14 protein-coding genes and 1 pseudogene are annotated in these 18,784 nt (G+C 57.0%); 14 read left to right on the top strand and 1 reads right to left on the bottom strand.

The features are described 5' to 3' along the window. Window positions 1-162: 162 nt before the first annotated feature. The 14 genes and pseudogenes from ACQCSW_RS16715 to ACQCSW_RS16650 all read left to right on the top strand — a co-directional run. The gene (locus tag ACQCSW_RS16715) at window positions 163-1,545 is read left to right on the top strand and encodes a polysaccharide biosynthesis tyrosine autokinase (protein WP_426987639.1); all 1,383 of its coding nucleotides are present in this window, start codon (window positions 163-165) and stop codon (window positions 1,543-1,545) included. Window positions 1,546-1,735: 190 nt separating this feature from the next. Further along, on the top strand, window positions 1,736-3,529 hold the full coding sequence (locus ACQCSW_RS16710) for a polysaccharide biosynthesis protein (protein ID WP_426987637.1): 1,794 nt from the start codon (window positions 1,736-1,738) through the stop codon (window positions 3,527-3,529). Beyond that, entirely contained in the window at window positions 3,526-4,659 is a 1,134-nt protein-coding gene (locus tag ACQCSW_RS16705; protein ID WP_426987636.1) for a DegT/DnrJ/EryC1/StrS family aminotransferase, read from the top strand. Before ACQCSW_RS16710 ends, ACQCSW_RS16705 begins: the two co-directional genes overlap by 4 nt. A gap of 43 nt (window positions 4,660-4,702) precedes the next feature. After that, window positions 4,703-5,761: a polysaccharide biosynthesis protein gene (locus ACQCSW_RS16700; RefSeq protein ID WP_426987634.1), complete on the top strand. Its 1,059-nt coding sequence runs from the start codon at window positions 4,703-4,705 to the stop codon at window positions 5,759-5,761. A 119-nt stretch (window positions 5,762-5,880) separates the two neighbouring features. Continuing rightward, entirely contained in the window at window positions 5,881-6,849 is a 969-nt protein-coding gene (locus ACQCSW_RS16695) for a capsular biosynthesis protein (RefSeq protein ID WP_426987632.1), read from the top strand. 6 nt (window positions 6,850-6,855) lie between these two features. Further along, entirely contained in the window at window positions 6,856-8,001 is a 1,146-nt protein-coding gene (gene wecB, locus ACQCSW_RS16690; protein WP_426987630.1) for a non-hydrolyzing UDP-N-acetylglucosamine 2-epimerase, read from the top strand. Between the two features lie 56 nt (window positions 8,002-8,057). Next, window positions 8,058-9,386, top strand: coding sequence for a lipopolysaccharide biosynthesis protein (locus ACQCSW_RS16685; protein ID WP_426987628.1), 1,329 nt, complete (start codon window positions 8,058-8,060; stop codon window positions 9,384-9,386). A 1-nt stretch (window position 9,387) separates the two neighbouring features. Continuing rightward, on the top strand, window positions 9,388-10,671 hold the full coding sequence (locus ACQCSW_RS16680) for a glycosyltransferase family 4 protein (protein WP_426987626.1): 1,284 nt from the start codon (window positions 9,388-9,390) through the stop codon (window positions 10,669-10,671). A 17-nt stretch (window positions 10,672-10,688) separates the two neighbouring features. Beyond that, window positions 10,689-11,762: a GNAT family N-acetyltransferase gene (locus ACQCSW_RS16675; protein ID WP_426987624.1), complete on the top strand. Its 1,074-nt coding sequence runs from the start codon at window positions 10,689-10,691 to the stop codon at window positions 11,760-11,762. An 89-nt stretch (window positions 11,763-11,851) separates the two neighbouring features. Continuing rightward, window positions 11,852-13,699, top strand: coding sequence for a sugar transferase (locus ACQCSW_RS16670; RefSeq protein ID WP_426987622.1), 1,848 nt, complete (start codon window positions 11,852-11,854; stop codon window positions 13,697-13,699). A 20-nt stretch (window positions 13,700-13,719) separates the two neighbouring features. Continuing rightward, a complete protein-coding gene (locus ACQCSW_RS16665; RefSeq protein ID WP_426987620.1) occupies window positions 13,720-14,478 on the top strand; it encodes an N-acetyltransferase family protein in 759 nt (252 codons plus the stop codon). A 10-nt stretch (window positions 14,479-14,488) separates the two neighbouring features. Continuing rightward, window positions 14,489-15,427 carry a DegT/DnrJ/EryC1/StrS family aminotransferase gene (locus ACQCSW_RS16660; RefSeq protein ID WP_426987618.1) on the top strand — a complete coding sequence of 313 codons (939 nt, stop codon included), beginning with the start codon at window positions 14,489-14,491 and terminating at the stop codon, window positions 15,425-15,427. Between the two features lie 621 nt (window positions 15,428-16,048). Next, window positions 16,049-17,407, top strand: coding sequence for an IS110 family transposase (locus ACQCSW_RS16655; protein WP_426987616.1), 1,359 nt, complete (start codon window positions 16,049-16,051; stop codon window positions 17,405-17,407). 313 nt (window positions 17,408-17,720) lie between these two features. Continuing rightward, window positions 17,721-18,044 (top strand): annotated as a pseudogene (locus ACQCSW_RS16650) (transposase family protein); the annotation flags it as partial. A 125-nt stretch (window positions 18,045-18,169) separates the two neighbouring features. Here the strand turns inward: ACQCSW_RS16650 and ACQCSW_RS16645 are convergent. Next, window positions 18,170-18,685 carry an ISL3 family transposase gene (locus ACQCSW_RS16645; protein ID WP_426987614.1) on the bottom strand — a complete coding sequence of 172 codons (516 nt, stop codon included), beginning with the start codon at window positions 18,683-18,685 and terminating at the stop codon, window positions 18,170-18,172. Between the last annotated feature and the right edge of the window lie 99 nt (window positions 18,686-18,784).

The following is an 18,784-nucleotide window of genomic DNA, read 5'->3' as shown; positions in this document are numbered from 1 at the left end:
ACGGACGGCTGGTGGCGACAGGTGACTCGTCATTTCACATCGAGTCCTATCCGGCTCACGTACAAATCTCCCTACGTGCTTTAATGGTCACGGGCGCGCCGGGCGATCCGGCGATTTCTAGCGAGAAATATGCTGCTTCTGCAGCGGAAAAATTGGGGAGCAATGGAGTTGCAGGACTATTTGCGTGTGATTCGCCAACGGTGGATGATCATCGTGACGATGGCGTTCGTCGGCTTGGCATTGGCTGCAGGTTTTACCTTCACCCAGACGCCCCAATACGAGGCCCGCAGTCAGCTGTTTGTTTCTGTTAAGGGCGGAAGCACCGCCACGGACGTTATTCAAGGGAACACATTCGCGGAAAAACGCGTGACTTCCTATGTGAACCTGGCGACAAGCCCTAGGGTTCTCCAGGCTGTCGCCCAAGAGCTGGGGCTCCAAGGTGGGGCAAAGTCGCTCACCGGAAAAGTCATTGCGAGCACGCCGGCTCAGACAGTTTTGATCGACATTAACGTCACGGATCCGAGCGCTGAGCAGGCCGCAAAGATCGCCAACTCCAGCGCGCGTCAGCTGATAACTGCGGTTGGTGAAGTGGAAGACGTTTCGATCGTGCGTCTCAGCATCTTCGAGAGTGCCGCCCCGGCAACGGCCCCCTCATCGCCTCGGGTCCCACTGAATATTGCCATCGGCCTGGCTCTTGGCCTTCTGGCTGGTATCGGCATTGCGGTTCTTCGCGAGATGTTCGACACGCGTATCAGGAGCCAAGACGATGTAGAGCGTGTCGTCTCCGCCGGGATCCTAGGGTCGTTCACGGTGGATTCTTCCCTGAACGATGAGCCACTGATCACGCAAGGGGACCAGTTCAGTCATCGAGCTGAGAGCTTTCGGCAGCTGCGGACCCATCTGCACTTCACGAACATCAGCGGCGGGTCACAAAGCGTTGTAATCTCGTCATCAATTCCGGGTGAAGGCAAGACCTCGACGGCCGTGAATCTCGCTATCATGCTGGCTGAGAGCGGCTCGAAAGTACTCCTCGTTGATGCTGACCTTCGACGCCCCAAGGTGGCCAAGTACTTGGGTCTCGAAGGTTCCGTTGGTCTCTCCGGGGTGCTGTCACACTCAGTGGCTCTAGAAGACGCCATCCAGGCGTGGGGAAGGGGGGGCGCGCTGCACGTTCTTGCGTCAGGAATGGCTGCGCCCAATCCCAGCGAACTTCTTGGGTCCCCGTCCATGGAAAAGCTAATTTCCCGGTTCGAGTCCGAGTACGAGGTTGTCATAATTGATGCGCCTCCGTTGCTTCCCGTGACCGATCCTGCGGTTCTCGGATCAATGGCGAGTGGTGTGGTGCTCGTAGTCAGCGCCGATGGCAAGACGCACAGAGGCGAACTTGAGCACGCAGTTAAGGATCTTGAAGCCGTAAAAGCCCGCCTCCTTGGCATCGTATTGAACCGAGTGGATCACGTGTCGGGCAGCCACATGTACTATGACTACCGGCCGGAGCCCGTGGTTACCGGCCGAAGGGGCAAGAACGTCCCCGGTCGCGCCTAATTCCTGGACCATACCGGAGTTCACTTCTCCGACCGGACATTGTTGAAGTTTGCAACAGACAATGTTCTGAAGACTTGGGTCATGGACCCAAACAAGCATTAGTCGTCAGCATGTCTCAAATACGCTGACTAAGTATTACGAAGCACTGATCAACGGGGGGAATAAATCAATGTGCGCGAAAGCAATTCGATTGAAGCCACGACTAGTCTTTCGCTGGAAGGAGTATCTCTTAGACGCTGTTGTCTGGAGTTTTGCCGTTCCGGTAGCCGCTGCGGTTCGTTTGGACTTTGACACGTCAACAATTGCGCGCGGTGCTGTGGTGATAACGGTGCTTACAGCCCTCGTGTTGCAGGCTGTGCTCGGATGGATGCTGGCATTATACAAATACCGGCACCCCTACGGCTCGCGGCATGAAGCTCAGAGCTTGTTGTTGGTCGTTGTCGCCGTCGGGACCACGCTCGCCGGGTTCCGATTGCTCGTACCGGCCTCGGATGGCTTTCCGCGAAGCGTTCCTTTAATCGCAATGTTGCTTGGTTTCGTCATGATGGCGGGAATCCGCCTCCTGCACCGCGTGGCGTTAGAGCGCGAGTTTCGGCCCGGCGACGAAGCTGCCCCGACTCTTGTCTACGGCGCCGGCCACCTCGGGCAGCATGTCGTACAACTCATGAATCGTGACCGATTTTCGCCGTACAGGCCGGTTGGGCTCATAGACGATGACCCCAAGAAAAGAAATCTTCATCTTAACGGAATTCCGGTCCTTGGTGGCCTTGAAGACCTAACCGACGTCGCCAAGGCAGCCGAAGCAGAGGTACTTGTTTTTGCGATTGCTCGAGCGGACGCAGATCTCCTTAGGGTCGTGTCCGACTTCGCGGACTCGGCCGGCCTTCGTCTGTTGGTGTTGCCTACACTGTCCGACATCCTGGAGGGCAAGGCGCGATTGGGGGACTTGCGGGATGTATCAATTGAGGACCTCATAGGACGCCATCCCGTTGATACGGAGGTGGAGTCGATTGCAAGCTTCGTAACTGACAGACGGGTTCTTGTAACAGGCGCGGGAGGCTCCATCGGATCAGAGTTATGTCGGCAGCTACTAAGATTCTCGCCAGCTGAACTGATCATGTTGGATCGAGATGAAACAGGGCTGCAGGGCGTTCAGATTTCGATTTCAGGGCATGGCCTTCTTGACACGAATGAGGTGGTTTTGGCCGACATTCGAGACGCCGACACTATAGAACGAATTTTCATGGATAGGTCGCCTGATGTCGTTTTTCATGCTGCGGCGCTCAAGCATCTACCGATGCTGGAGCAATATCCTCATGAGGCTTGGCAAACTAACGTGCAGGGTACCATCAACGTTCTCAACGCAGCCCGCTCGGCTGGCGTGGCGACTTTTGTCAACATATCCACGGATAAGGCCGCGAATCCAACGAGCGTGCTCGGTTTCTCGAAGCGGTTGGGCGAGAGACTCACCGCATGGTTTGGTCACGAAACAAATTGCAACTTTCTCTCAGTCCGGTTTGGCAACGTCATCGGGAGTCGCGGGTCCATGCTGCCGACGTTCACTGCCCAGATTGAAGCCGGCGGACCAGTGACAGTTACTCACCCTGACGTAACCCGGTACTTCATGACAATTCCGGAGGCCTGCCAATTGGTGATTCAGGCCGGGGCCATTGGGGGTCCGGGGGAGGTACTCATCCTGGACATGGGGGAGCCAGTCAGAATCCTGGATGTCGCTGAGCGGATGATTGCCAGGTCCGGGCAGGACGTCAAAATCGTAATCACGGGCCTGCGACACGGCGAAAAGCTTCACGAAGAGCTTGTCGGGGTTGGGGAAGCCGAAGAACGCCCGATTCACCCTAAGATTTCACACACAGCGGTTCCCCCGCTCTCGCCACTCGATCTTCCCGAAGATGCCTGGATTGGGCAGTCGATCGACGAGGTAGACGCCATGGATCTGGCATCAGGACGGGAACAAAAGCTATGAGCGACCGCATATACATGTCGTCACCGGATGTCGGGGAGCTGGAGGAGAAGTTCGTCCTGGACGCGTTACGTTCGGGATGGGTTGCGCCTCTTGGACCGGCCGTGGACGCCTTCGAGGCCGAAGTCGCTGGGCGCGCAGGAGTAAGGCATGGGGTCGCCCTCAGCTCTGGCACTGCGGCCATACATCTTGCACTACTGGGTTATGGAATCGGGGAGGGTGATGTGGTCCTCACATCGAGTATGACCTTCGCAGCTACGGCCAACGCCATCCGCTACACCGGAGCGGAGCCGTTCTTCATCGATTCGGATTCCACAGGGAACATCAGCATTCCCTTGCTGGAACTCGCTGCAAAACGTCTCGCAGCCGAAGGACGTCCGGCCAAGGCTATTGTCGCGGTTGATTTACTTGGAAAGATCTGCGACTACGAGGGCATAGAGCGGATAGCGGCAGAATATGAACTCACAGTAGTAGCGGATTCGGCTGAATCGTTCGGGGCCAGCAGAGGTGGTCGCCAGGCGGGCTCATTTGGCGACACAGCTATCGTGTCCTTCAATGGCAACAAGATCATGACGACATCCGGGGGCGGTATGCTGCTCACGAACGACGCGGACCAGGCGGCCCGAGCACGCTATTTGGCAACCCAGGCGCGTATGCCGGTTGCCCACTATGAGCACGTGGATATTGGATACAATTACCGCCTAAGTAATCTCCTCGCTGCTCTTGGAAGGGCGCAGCTTACCCGCCTAGATGAAATGATTGCTCGACGCCGTGCACACCGCGAGGCCTATCGTCATTTCTTCGAAGGGGTCAGAGGAGTGTCATTGTTCGGAGCCGACGATGACGGCGCTGACAACTGCTGGCTCACGTCGATTGTAATCGACCCGACTGTTGCTGGCTGGTCGGCGGAAGAGTTGGCGCGATACCTGGGTGAGACCAGCATCGAGGCGCGCCCGTTATGGAAGCCCATGCATCTTCAACCAGTTTTTACAGACGCGGGGCGTCTAGTGGATGGCACGTCGGAGAATTTTTTCCTTCGCGGTCTGACTCTTCCGTCAGGGTCCGCTCTAACCCGGGAACAGTTTTCAAGGGTGATCTACGGCTTGGAATCGTTCATCACCTCCCGGTCATGATCTATCAGCTCTATACCTCGCACGCGAATTGAAAGGCTCTAACGTGACTAATTCCCGCTATTCGGGTAAGCGAATCGTGATCACCGGTGGCACCGGTTCCTTCGGACACACCGTGGCCAAAAAGCTTCTGGAGGAGACGGACGTTGAACAGATCAGGATCCTGAGCAGGGATGAGGCAAAACAGGATGCGATGCGTCATGACGTCCCGGATTCCCGCCTAAAGTTCTATGTGGGTGATGTGCGGGATTTCGACAGCGTGGACCGAGCCACCAAGAACGCCGACTATATCTTTCATGCTGCGGCGCTCAAGCAGGTTCCGTCCTGCGAATTTTTTCCTATGGAAGCCGTCCGAACGAACATAACTGGCAGCGAAAACGTCGTGCGGGCCGCCGAGAAGAACGGCATCAAGTCGGTTGTTTGTCTCAGCACCGATAAGGCTGTCTATCCTGTCAACGCTATGGGCATGAGCAAAGCGATGATGGAGAAGGTTGCTCAGTCCCACGGCTTAAACAACCCCGGCGCTGACACCATCGTTTCATGCGTCCGGTACGGAAACGTAATGTATTCCCGCGGGTCAGTCATCCCTCTCTTCATCAATCAGATAAAGGGAGGAAAACCTCTGACAGTTACAAACCCGGAAATGACGCGTTTCCTTATGTCGTTGGCTGATTCCGTAAGCTTGGTTGAGTTCGCCTTTGAGAATGCACGTCAAGGTGATCTTTTCGTGAAAAAGGCACCAGCTTCCACCATTGCTGACCTCGCCCAGGCGGTGGCTAACTTGTTCGAGTCAAAAGCGGAAGTTCGGGTAATAGGCACCCGTCACGCGGAAAAGCTGTCCGAGGCGCTGGCCACACGGGAGGAACTGACACGGGCTCAGGACATGGGCGACTACTTCAAGGTGCCAGCAGACAACCGCGACTTGAATTACAGCCTGTTCTTTGAATCGGGGGACGTGAATCAAGCGAAATACACTGACTACGATTCCCACACTGTTGAGCGCATGGACATCGCCGACATCGAGAATTTACTGCTGACCCTTCCTGAAGTCCGCCGAGAGCTTTCTCTGGCCGGCCTTACCGACCGGATCGGCTCCACGCTGTGAACCTGGCGCTTACCGGGGCAGGAGGGTTCCTTGGCTTTCATACACGTGCGCTCGTCCGCAGTGTCGGCGGAAGCGCGACGGCAGTCGAGGTCGGAGCTAAGTACCAGATCAATAAAGCCGTGTCACTTCTCGAGGGAACTGAACGGCTCGTCCATCTAGCAGGCGTGAACCGCGGTACAGATGAAGAGGTCCGCTCCGGAAACGTTGAGTTCGCTCAGCAGCTTGCCGAATCTTTGCTGAAGGCGGGCAATCCACCGCAGGAAGTTGTATTTGCCAATTCGGTGCAAACGGGTAACGGTTCCGTCTATGGAGAGGCTAAGGCAGAAGCAAGCGCCATACTGAAGAGCGCGGCCGAGATCGTGGGCGCGAACTATACGGACGTTGAGCTGCCCAATCTCTTCGGAGAGCATGGGAAGCCCTTCTATAACTCAGTTGTGGCTACATTTTGCCACCTGCTGGAGAAGGAGCAGACACCTGAAGTAAAGGATGACAAAGAACTTGTCCTCGTCCACGCGCAGAACGCGGCGGAAGTCTTGGTTGGTGCTGCAAGTCCTGAATCGCTGTCGGCGTTGTCATCTCGGCAGACGGTCTCCGGCTTGCTGGTCCAGCTAAAATCGATTGCGGAGACATATCGCAGCGGAGACATCCCGGACGTCTGCTCCAGCTTTGATTTGGACCTTTTCAACACTTACCGCTCCTTTAGAGTAGGCTCGGACCTTCCTTTTAAGCTGGAGCGCAGAGCTGACGCCCGTGGGAGTTTTTTCGAGGTTTGTCGGTCGCATGGTGGGCAAGGCCAGACGTCGTTCTCCACCACGGCCCCTGGAATTACGCGTGGACAGCACTTTCATCGCCGGAAGGTGGAACGGTTTGTGGTGCTGTCGGGTGAGGCACTTATCAGCATGCGGCAGCTATTCACAGGCGAGGTACTGCGGTTCAGGGTCACCGGTGACTCACCTGTTGCGATCGACATGCCGACATTGTGGACTCACGACATGACCAACGTCGGAGATTCCGAGCTATATACGATGTTTTGGACGAACGATATTTTTGACCCGTCGAACCCCGACACCATTGCAGAGGAGGTGTAGCAGCCCATGAAATACAAGCTTAAAGTCGCCACTGTAGTCGGCACCCGACCTGAGATCATCCGCTTGGCCGCCACGATCAAGCGGCTGGATAAGTACACCGACCACGTACTTATCCATACGGGCCAAAATTACGACTACGAGCTGAACGAGATCTTTTTCGAGGATTTGGGCCTGAGGAGACCGGACCACTTCTTGGAAGCGGACGTCTCGTCGCTGGGCGCGGTCCTGGGTTCCATCTTGACGAGAGTCGAAGGCGTTCTCTTAGAGGAGAAACCCGACGCCATGGTCGTCTTGGGAGATACGAACAGCTGCATCTCGGCCGTCATTGCCCGGCGGTTAAAGATTCCCGTTTTCCATATGGAGGCGGGAAATCGCTGTTTTGATGAAAACGTACCTGAGGAAGTGAACCGGCGGCTCGTAGATCATGTGTCGGACTACAACTTGGTCTACACGGAGCATGCTCGCCGGAACCTCCTTGCGGAAGGAATTCATCCGGCGCGCATCCTTCTTACGGGATCCCCAATGAAGGAAGTGTTGGCTCTGAATGCCAGCGCCATCGAGGACAGCGACATTCTAGAACGCCAGGGTTTGACCGCAGGCGGTTACATCCTGGTGAGCCTGCACCGTGAAGAGAACGTCGATAGCCCAGAACGCCTCAGCACAGTTTTGGAGGCACTCAGCTCGGTGGGTGAAAAATACCAGGTTCCAGTTCTGCTTTCTACCCATCCGCGAACCCGTAAGCGCTTGGAAACCCAGCCGGAAGAGTTGAAGAGCGGTGTAATTATGCACCCCCCATTCGGGTTCAACGACTACGTGAGGCTTCAGAAGGAGGCACTGATCGTACTTTCGGACAGCGGCACGATTAGCGAGGAATCATCGCTACTGGGTTTTGCTGCTGTGACGCTCCGCGATTTCATTGAGCGTCCAGAATCTCTCGACACCGGAGGCATAATCACTTCTGGGCTGCATAAAGAGAGCATTTTGGATTCAGTTGACATGACGCTTCAGCAGATCGCCGAAGACGACTACGTTGGTGCCCCGGTCGACTACGGAATCGGAGATACCTCCCGCCGAGTGGTGAATTTCATTAGATCGACGGCCCACAGCCACCATCAGCGAGCAGGGCTTAGACGGACGGATCCGAGAGTTTAGTGCAGAATTCGCTCCGGCCTCGTGGTTTTCTGAATTGCAATGAATGAGGCGTTATTATGTCATCTAGACTGATAAATTGGCGCCTTCAGGCGATCGCGGCCCGCGGGCTTGCAATGGTGGGTAGCTTTCTTCAGGTGGTGGTTATTTCGCGCGCCTTGACCCTGAACGATGCTGGACTGGTTTTTTTGCTTTTCACGCTGATGAACTTGGCCGCAACGGTAGGACGATTCGGTACAGACAACCTCGTTCTCAGGAGGATTGCCTCGAACCAATCCGGGCACGCGGTTGAGGCCCGATGGCTGAAGGCCATCTGCTGGGCTGCTTCGAGTATGTCAGGGACGATATTGTTCTTCCTGCTGATTTCAGGCGTCCTGCCCTTGCCTACGCATGGACTAACGGTGCTTGATGCAGCCTGCGTCGGGATCATGACCGTGTTCTATTCGCTTAGCGTATTTGCTGGGGCCGTACTGCGTGGTTCTGGCGTCCTCGTTGCGGGTATCTGGGCAGAGCTCGGAATCGCCCCTTGGCTGACATCCACATTTGTCGGACTACAAATGCTCACAGGAGAGGCGACGGTATCGACGGTACTGGGCTCGCTGCTGGCAGCCGGTGTGATCACCGCGCTGTGGGCACTGCGTGCAGCAAGACCCGTCGTTGCCACCAGCAGCAACATGGATTGGCAACGGGGCTTTACGTTTTTGCGGGAGCACACAGGTAGCCTTGCATCCTTGATGGGAACGTCCTTGCTTTTTTTCGCATTGGTGTGGGTACCGCAGCTCGGACTGGGCGTGGTCGGAACAGGGGCCCAGGTGGCGCAGTACACGGCAGCTGCGAGGATCGCGAGTTTGATTACGATTTTTCCCGGAATTCAAACGTCATACCTCGGTCCCCGATTCGCTGCCTTGGCATATTCCAACCGCAGACAAGAGCTGGGTGTCCAGTGTGGACGCGCGACGGCAGGCGCTATGCTTGCGGCAGTTCCACTGCTGATGGTCATATCTGCGGCGCCAGAACAGCTACTGGACCTCTTTGGGGCACGGTATGGCAATGCAGCCGTTCCGACTCTCATTCTGTGCATTGGGGCCTACGTTGGACTGGCCTTTGGGCCAGTGAATACTTTGATGCTCGCAGCGGGGCTGGAAGGAACTTCCCTGATTCTCAATGGGCTGCTCCTAGCCGTAGTCGCGGTGCTTACTGTATGGGGGGCACCAACTATCGGTGTCGTCGGGGTCTCCATTGTGAGCGCGGCGGGTGGACTGACTTATTCCGGTCTGGCGTCCGCACTCATTACGCGGAAACTTCGCGTCAACCCAACGCTGATGAACTACTTCCGACCCGCAGAACGTGCACCAGGTCGGGCGCCCATCACCTCTGACAGGGAATGACATGACCATGGACCCATCTAACCGGACCAAATCCGGCAATCAGTGCGAGATTCGCCTCCTAGTGTTTGCCGGAGAATTCTCGACGACACTCGATGATCGCTGGTTGCTGGATGACATTGTTGACGAACTCGCCGCCCAGGGAGCCATAGTCGATGTAATCGTGTTCGACAACAACCGCCCACGTCCCCGCGGAGTGAGTGTTCGCAACGGTGGCCGCGTGCGCGTAATCAGTGTGGGACCAGAGAGAAGGCCCCGAAGGTTCGCGCTAAAAGCATGGAACTACCTATGCTCGGCCTGGCTGATGCACACAAAGGTATATCGCCTCGTTGGTCGGGCGCGGTACGATCTGGCCCTGTTCACATCAGTCGGAATCATGACCGCTGGTGTCCCAGCCCGTCTCAAAGCCAATGGAAAAGTCGAGAAGCTGCTCTTTGTATTGTGGGACTTCTTTCCGGTGCATCAGGTGGAGATAGGTCGGCTTCCCGGAACTTCGTGGGTGGAGTCCTTACGGCATGCCGAGTACCTCAGTTTTGCCAGGGCTGACGTGGTCGCGGTCATGACACCGGCGAATTCCAGCTTCCTGGCTGCTTACCACCCGCGCTATCAGGGAAGAGTCATCTTACTCCCACCTTGGGCGCAGTCCTTCCCGGAGGACGAGTCCAAGGGGAGGCAAACGACAGTGTTTACGGCCGTCTTTGGGGGCCAACTCGTAGCGGGGAGAGGGGTGGAAACTCTGCTACACGCAGCTCGCTTGCTTGATCTTCGTGGTTTGAGAATTCGTATTGTTATTGCGGGCGAAGGGCCACTTCGCGAGGGGTTGGAATCAATGGCCCGGTCACTGGGCCTTAGCAATGTCACCTTCCTCGGCGCTCTTCCACGGCCCGAGTACCGTGAACTGCTGAAGACTGCCCACGTCGGGATCGCTGCTACTGTAGCCGGAGTTTCAGTACCGTCTTTTCCCTCGAAGATCGTCGAATACTGTAGGGCGTCGCTCCCAGTGGTTGCCTGCCTAGAAGAAGCCACGGACGCGGGCAAGATTCTTCTCCAATCAGGGGCCGGCACTAGCGTGCCAGCGAACGACGAGGAGGCCCTGGCCGCCGCACTGGAGAATATGGAAGCGCAGCATCGCTCTGGCGAGTTGCATGTCATGTCGAAGGCAGCCCGCTCATTATTCGATTCGACTCTTTCCGCCACCCATGCAGCCCGCACCATCTTGGCGGAATGTTCCGAAAATCCGACCTCTCCGCGGGCGACAGTTGTCGAGTATGAGCACCGCGATCGATAGTTTAGAGAAACGTGGCCATGACAAATTTTAACGTTCTTTACAGTGATAATGCCCGGGATTTTGCACAGTGGACTGATGCTTGGAATCGATGGCCGGAACGCGAAGTATTTGCGCACCCCAATTATCTCCGCCTATTCGGCTCAGGCGGAGACCACGCCGTCTGTGCTCTTTTGCAATCGAAGCACGGAACGGTCTTGTACCCTTTCTTTCTCCGAGATGTTCCAACCGAAGACTTAGTAGACCTAGATCACCACGGTGCGCGTGATCTCATAAGTCCCTACGGCTATGGCGGTGCGGTTTGCTTTGAAATTAACGACAAAGCGACTCTGACGAAGGAATTCTGGAGCCTCTTCGACGCTTGGTGTCTTAGCACAAACGTTGTCTCTGAATTTGTTCGATTTAGCCTCTTCTCCGACTCGCTGCTCGACTTCCCGGGCGTGGTGGAGACCAAGCAGGACAATATTGTCCGATCTTTAGACCTAGATCCAGGCGACCTATGGATGGATTTCGATCATAAAGTACGGAAGAATGTGAAGAAGGCGCAGAGACTGGGTGTTGTAACTGAGATCGATCCCGAAGGCAAGTTCTTCGATGACTTCTACCGTATTTACACGAAAACGATGGACCGGCGAGCCGCCTCATCCGGTTACTACTTTAGTGAGGATTTTTTTCGAGCCATTCACTCTACACTTCCCGGACAGTTCGCGTACTTCCACGCTCGACACGAGGAACGTATAGTGTCGACGGAGTTGGTTCTTTTGTCTGAGGAGAACGTTTATTCGTTTCTTGGCGGCACTGAAAGTGGCGCATTCGACATGCGACCGAACGATTTGTTGAAGTACGAAATTATGACGTGGGCTGCGGCTAGCGGCAAGAGACGGTTTGTCCTCGGCGGTGGCTACGTTCCCGATGACGGGATATACAAATACAAGAAGGCCTTTGCGCCGTCCGGAGTCGTACCTTTTCGGGTAGGTCGTCGAATCTCGAATCCGGCTGCATATGATTCTTTGGTTGAGGCGCGTTTGGCAAGAAGTGTCGCCAGTGTCGATTCCAGTCTCGAAGAGGGCTTTTTCCCCGCATACCGAGGATGAAGAACGTTGCGCGTGTCACATAGGAAGACGCCTGAATTCCCGTAGTCATATCTTCCTCCACATTCTCAGTCGCTCGATCGGATCCAGAGATGCACGTTCTAATTGTTAGTCAGTGGTTTGATCCCGAGCCCACATTTAAGGGCCTGCTTTTTGCGAAAGAGTTGCAACGGCAAGGTCATGAAGTGAGCGTCCTGACGGGATTTCCCAATTATCCTGGGGGAGAGGTTTATCCCGGGTATCGCGTCAGGCTGTTTCAACACGAGGTGATGGAGGGCATCCCCATAACGAGGGTTGCTCTGTACCCGAGCCACGATGGCTCGGGACTTAAGCGAGCCCTCAATTACGTTTCCTTCGCCGTCTCGGCCAGTATCGGTGCCTTGATAGTGAGGCGGCCCGATGTGGCTTATGTATATCACCCGCCAGCTACAGTGGGGCTCCCCGCAATGGTGCTGAAGGTCCTAAGAGGGGTTCCTTTTGTATACGATGTCCAGGATTTGTGGCCGGACACCCTCGCTGCGACCGGGATGATAAATAGGCCTATCGCATTGTCGCTCATCGGTCTGGGAATGTCTGGGATTTATCGGATGGCTACCAGGATCGCTGTACTTTCGCGTGGCTTTGGTGCTGCATTGGAGCGAAGTTCGGTTCCCGCTGGACGCATAGATGTCATTCCGAACTGGGCTGACGAAGCCCAGATCAACGTTGGGCCGCAAAGCTCTTCCGTTCATTCGCAATGGCCGGCAGAGTTGCGTGACAAGTTCACGGTTACGTTCGCGGGCAACATGGGCAAGGCGCAGGCTCTTGAGACCGTCCTGGACGCTGCGGAGCTGCTGCGCGATCACGATGACCTCCGGTTTCTCCTCATTGGCGGAGGCGTGGAGGCATCAAAGCTGGCGAACGAAGCTAAGCGCCGCGAACTGAGGAATGTTCTCTTCCTTCCGCGACGGCCGATCAACGAAATCGGGGAGTTCCTCCGACGCTCAGATGCCTTACTGGTGCACCTCCGCAAGGATCCTTTGTTTGAAATCACCGTACCCTCAAAAACTCAGGCCTATCTGATGGCGGGGCGCCCCATCCTTATGGGAGTTAAGGGCGACGCAGCAGCAATGATTGAAGAGGCACAGGCAGGTTTTGCTTTCGAGCCCGAAAATCCGGTTGAGTTGGCCGAAGCTGTAGCCAAAGTTATGAATTTGGCCCCCGAAAAGCGCTTGGCGATGGGCTCGTCGGGTGCGATGTACTATGCGGAAAAACTCGCCTTGCGCGTAGGTGCGGAACGGTTCAGCATGGCGCTGTCCATTGCGAGCTTGTCCAGACCTTGGACGCTTGCCGGGAAGCGGGTGTTCGACGCCTCAGTGTCGGCGGCGCTTCTAGCTGTTTTCTGCGTTCCTATGGCTGCGATCGGGATGCTGATCCGAATGAGACTGGGGTCGCCCGTAGTGTTTAGACAATTGCGCCCAGGTCGGGACGGCAAGCTCTTCGAAATGTATAAATTCAGGACAATGACAGATGCCAGAGACACTGAGGGTAACGTGCTGCCCGACGCGGAACGGTTGACCAAAATTGGATCTTTCCTTAGGTCAACGAGCATCGACGAATTGCCTGAGCTATGGAATGTTTTGAAGGGGCAAATGTCGTTAGTGGGCCCACGACCGCTTCTGACGCGCTACTCGGAGTTTTTCACTGCGGAGGAAAGCGTTCGAACTGTCATGCGGCCGGGGATCACGGGCTGGGCCCAGATCCACGGACGTAATATCGCCTCTTGGGACGCGCGCCTTGCGCATGACGCCTGGTATGTAAGGAACTATTCTTTTTGTCTCGACGTCAAGATCATGTTCCTGACGGTTCTTAAGGTCTTCCGCAGGCAGGGTGTGGTCGTCGACCCAGAGTCGATCATGCAAAACCTAGATGACGAACGACGGGGAGCGAAAGTACTTTGAGTTCAATATCTGTGCGACCCATGATTTTGGCTGACGTTGCGGCTGTGTCGAGGTTGATCCGTGACTCTTTCTCTGCTGAAGTGCGGTCATTCATGACATACACGCAGCATGGCATTGCAGCGTTCTTGTCCGTGCCATTGAAGTATCCGGAAGCAGACCCTGACCGGCATTTTCTGGTAGCGCTGGATGCAGGCAGACCGCAGGTGATTGCCGGATTCGCAGAGTTCCGCGTCGTTGCAGGCAAAGTTGGTTTTCTCTCATACGTTTGTGTCGCTGAGTTGTTCCGCGGACGGGGAGTTGCGCGTACGCTTCTGAGCTCGTTCAGGAAAGAAAATCAAGAGCTCCAAGGATTGCAGTTGGACGTATTTCGGGATAATTCTCCTGCAAAGTCGCTATACCGGAAGCTCGGCTTCGAAACTGAAAGTGCCGTTGCGTGGGTGACTCGATCGACGCCCCGCCCATCCGGTTTTGTCAAAATTCGAGCGCTGCCAATGGCTATAGCAAGTCACAGCGTTTACGGCTTCTGCGAGATGGCTGTTGTAAACGAATCTGGGGAGACAAGGATTGGCCTTATAGGGGGCGAGGTTTTGCGATGCTTTGCGTTTGAATCTTTCATCGATGACGTACTCCTTTCGGGCGTGTCACGACTTTTTCCGAGCGTCCGAACCGCCCTTGCAATCTTGCCAGTCGACACCCTTTCAGATATATCCACTAGCCACCGTGTGATCAACTACTCCGATCGCATGTACCTTAGCCGAGACGGCCTTTCAGCTTTGTAGAGGAACACTAATGCACGGTCAGATATCAAAAACTGCCTCAAATAGCGATAATTTTTTCGAGCCCGCATTCTTTTATCGATCTGCTAGGGAAGGGATGTGCGATTTCCTTGCCCAAAACTTCGCCGAGCCACACGACGGAGTTCTACTTCCGGCATTTATTGGATGGTCGCCCAATGAAGGTAGTGGAGTTTTCGACCCCGTTAAAGAGCTCGGCAATCCATTTGGTTTTTACAACCTGAATCCGGACTTGACGGTAGAACTGCAGGATTTGGAACGGAAGCTTGCTTCCGGGGACTTTCGCATACTGGTGATAATTCACTACTTCGGACGCACAGAACCCGCACTTCTAACCATCAGCGCGCTGGCGGACAAGTATGGCGTCCTCCTTGTTGAGGATTTGGCCCACGGCTTCTTTAGCGCAGTTGGGGGGAGCGAGGCAGGATCGTTCGGTCATGTCCGGCTCTTCTCGCTGCACAAGATGTTTCCGTTCACTCAGGGCGGGCTGATTACCTACGCCAGTCCGTCGCTCGTGAAGGGCCAGAAGTCGACCATGGCCGAACTCGCCGTTAACATTCTGTCGTACAACTGGACGTCGATCGCAGAGAGGAGACGTTCAAATTTTGTTGATATCACGGAACGCCTCAAGAGTCTTCCCGAATGCGGCTCAAAGTTCGAGCTGCTGTGGCCGGAGTTGGGGTCTTCGGACGTGCCGCAGACGCTTCCAGTGCGCATCGCGGGAGATTCGCGGGACGACGTCTATAGGCGTATGAACGAAGCGGGCTTCGGCATGGTCAGTTTGTACCATACGTTGATAGAGCAAGTTCGAAACGACTTCGACTCAATGACGGAGCTTTCGCGGCACATTATCAACTTTCCGGTACACCAGGACGTCTTGCCGGAACTGCTCGATGCTCTGGTTCGGACGTTCCAGTCCCATCTCAACGACTGACGAACACGTTGGCGCCAGATTATCGGCTTCACGGTTCATGGGGAAATGATTTCGTGTCGTAGCTAAAGAAGGGGCCCGTGGCCCTGCTGGGATGAGTGTGTCTAGCATTCAACCAGAAACAGGACCACGAGCCTTGACCGAGCCTATCGTTGTGGCGCCCGGCGCTGCCACCAGCATTTTCAACCTGCCCGACTACCGTGTCATATCGGCTTGTATCTCTTAAGTACCCCCTGTTGAGGTGGGTGGCTGTCGGTTTACGGTGGCCTTGGGAGGGGCCGGGGTGGTTCCGGTTTTCGGCTGGGCGTCATGGCCCGTGAAAGAGATCGTCGCCCCCGGCCTGTCTTCCAAGCAGACCCGATTGAGGGAATTGGTGGCCGGAAGGAAACGGTGCGCAGCACCGGTTTCCGTCCGGGCAGGCACCGGATGACTTACAAGCGCGGGAACCGTATCCGACGCTTCCTCAGCAGTTGCGGGCATGTGAGGGAGGTCGCCGCCCGGCGCTGGAAGCAACGCATGACGGTTCTCCCAAGAGGTGGACTACCCGGCCTGGTGACTCGGCTGGTGGACCGGCAACGACGGGTTGTTCCATCGCACGTATTCGATGCGAAAGGGAGAACCATCATGCAAGATCAGGATAAACCCGCGGGGATCGTGCGGGCAGTGGCAGGTATCGATGCGGCCATCACAGCACGGCATCACATCGCGGTGCGGGAGTTTTTCGACGACGGAACAGAACATCTGAGCCGCTTCACTGTCGACCCAACCCTTGCCGGGCTGGAGAGACTCTCACAGCGGCTGGCCGCAGTACCGGCGCCGCTGACAGCGGTCGTGGAACCGACATCCATGACCTGGCTGGCGCTGACCCTCGCGGTCGAACGGGCCGGCGGGCAGATGGAAATGATCGGCGCCCGGCACTCCTCACGGCTGCGCGCGGCCATCATGGGCAAAAACAAGTCCGACGTCATCGACTCCGAAGTACTCACCCACGCCGGGGAGATCTTCGACCCGCCACCGCTGGTCCTGGCATCCCCGGGGCAGCTGGCACTGCGACGGGCCGTGGTCCGCCGGGCCGGCGCCGTCATTGACGGGAACCGGCACTGGCGGCGGCTGCTGTCGCTGGCACGGTGGGCCTTCCCCGATGTGTGGACTGCGTTCGCCGGATCCGAGTCAACAGCATTGGCGGTTCTGGGCCGCTGGCCGCACCTCCGATCACTGGCATCGGCGCGCTCAGCAACGCTTACTGCCGTGGTCGCCGAGCATACCCGTGACGTTGGAGATACGCCCGCCCGTGCTGCCGCGATCAAGGCCGCGGCGCGGGGATGGGCAGATTTCTGGGAGGGGCATCTGGATCTGGACGCGCTGGCCGTGGACGTCACCGAACACCTGACAGATCTGCAGGAGTCACGGGCCAGGGTCGAGCGCTTCACCTCCCACGCGCGGCAGTGGTGGGAGCACCTCTACGGCGATGACCCGCTGGTGCTGTCCTTACCCGGAGTGGGCCCGGCCATCGGTCCCTGCATCCGCGCCTACTTCGGCGACGGATCCGGGTTCGACAGCGCTAAGAAGGCTGCCAACTATGTTGGTATTACCCCTTCGAACTGGTCATCCGGGACGATGCACCAGTCCCACCGGGCCATCAGCAAGGAAGGGCCGGCACCGCTGCGGCTGGCGTTCTACCAGGCCGGCAGCGTCGCCCGGACCATGGACCCGCAGCTGGCCGCGTTCTATCACCGGCTCATGACCGAACACGGCCACTGCCACACCCAGGCCACCATCGCGGTCGCCAGGAAACTGGCCGAAAGAACCTGGAAAACCCTCACCACCGGGCAGATGTACGAGCTGCGCGACCTCCAAGGGCAGCCAGTCACCAAACGGGCAGCGAAAGAGCTCATCGCCTCCCACTACACCGTCACGCCCCAACAGCGCACCCAGTCGCGGTCCCACACCCTCGAAGCGAAACGGGCACGCCTAACACGGTAAGTACCACTGGCCCTCCGCTCCGTTCGGCGACCGGACCCATGCCGTTCTGCCCCACCACCAGCCCACCGGCGGCACCCTGCGACCGGTCTGTCCCCGGACGGGGCAGCACCCCAGCCTTCACCGGCAAAACACAGGTGACGGTGCACTCAGCCTGCCTGCCGTCCAGAGCCAAAAAAGGCTTGACAAGCGTTAGGGAATCTCTTCACTATGGTTGGTGGTGAAACAGGTTCCGTGTCTTGAAAGCTGAAGGGCTCGTTGCCCTGCTGTGATGGATGTTCTCTACGCATTCATCAAGAGTCAGGAGCTACGAGCCTTGATCGAGCCTACTTCCCCGCGCCCCGATGCTGCCACCGCCATTTTCAACCTGCCCGACTACCGCGTCACCGGCATCGAGGTCCTCTCGTTCGGGCAGCGGCGCGTCAGTGTCGAGGCCACCGCCGAGGCCGGCTGCCCCGACTGTGGTGTGATCAGCACCCGCGTTCATTCCCGCCGGCCGCAGCGCCTGCGGGACATTCCTGTGGGCGGCCCGGTCGAAGTGATTTGGGCCGCCAAGCGCCGCTTCTTCTGCGATGAGTATCTGTGCCCGCGCCTGACATTCACCGAGGAAACAGCCCAGGTCCCGCGCCGGGCCCGGTCCCAGGACTCTGGACATAGATTAATGCTGTGAAGTGTCTTCCGCGTGATTCCGGTGTTTTTGTTGCGTGGTTGGCTGTTAATTTGGCTCTTGAAGGTTCCCGGGGAATGGTCTGCTGAGATGATTGCTCATGCTGCCATCCGGGCTGCACTTCTCAAGAGGATACGGGATTTGTAGTTGTCCGGGTTGCGGTAGCCCCGCGCCGTTCGTTTGATGTGTTTTATCGCGGTGTTATTGGCTTCGACCTTGGCTGTTGTGGCTCCGGTGACGATGAGGACTTCGATCTCTGCCCACCAGCGGCACACGGTCCGGTAGAGCCTGTTTGCCTCGGGCATCGCGGCCCGTTCGACGAGGTCCGCGAGGGCAGTCTTCGCCGCGGCGGCGGCTTCGAGGGAGCCGGTGTTCAGCAGCGTGCGGAGTTGTTCCTTGATCTGCCAGGCGACTTGAAGGCTGCCAGTCGGATCGTCAGCGGCGAACACGCCTGCGAGACGGTGCTGTCCGCGTTCTGAGAGTTTCTCATCGGCTTTCAGCAGCAGCATCCGGTTCGCCCAGGCCGGGTCCGTGGTCCTGCCCCGCCGGCCCCGAACCTGTTGTGATAGGCCCTGGCGGACGGTCGTGAGCATGTCGTTGGCGAGCATCGTCATGTGGAACAGATTATGCCGACATCGGCATAACGCGTTTTATGTTGGACTCCGTGTTATGCCGATCACCCCGGTATCGGTGCATGTCGGTGACGTTTCTGC

This window comes from Pseudarthrobacter sp. Y6 (assembly GCF_050156205.1).
Lineage (GTDB): Bacteria > Actinomycetota > Actinomycetes > Actinomycetales > Micrococcaceae > Arthrobacter.
This window is presented reverse-complemented; position numbering and strand designations above follow the sequence as displayed.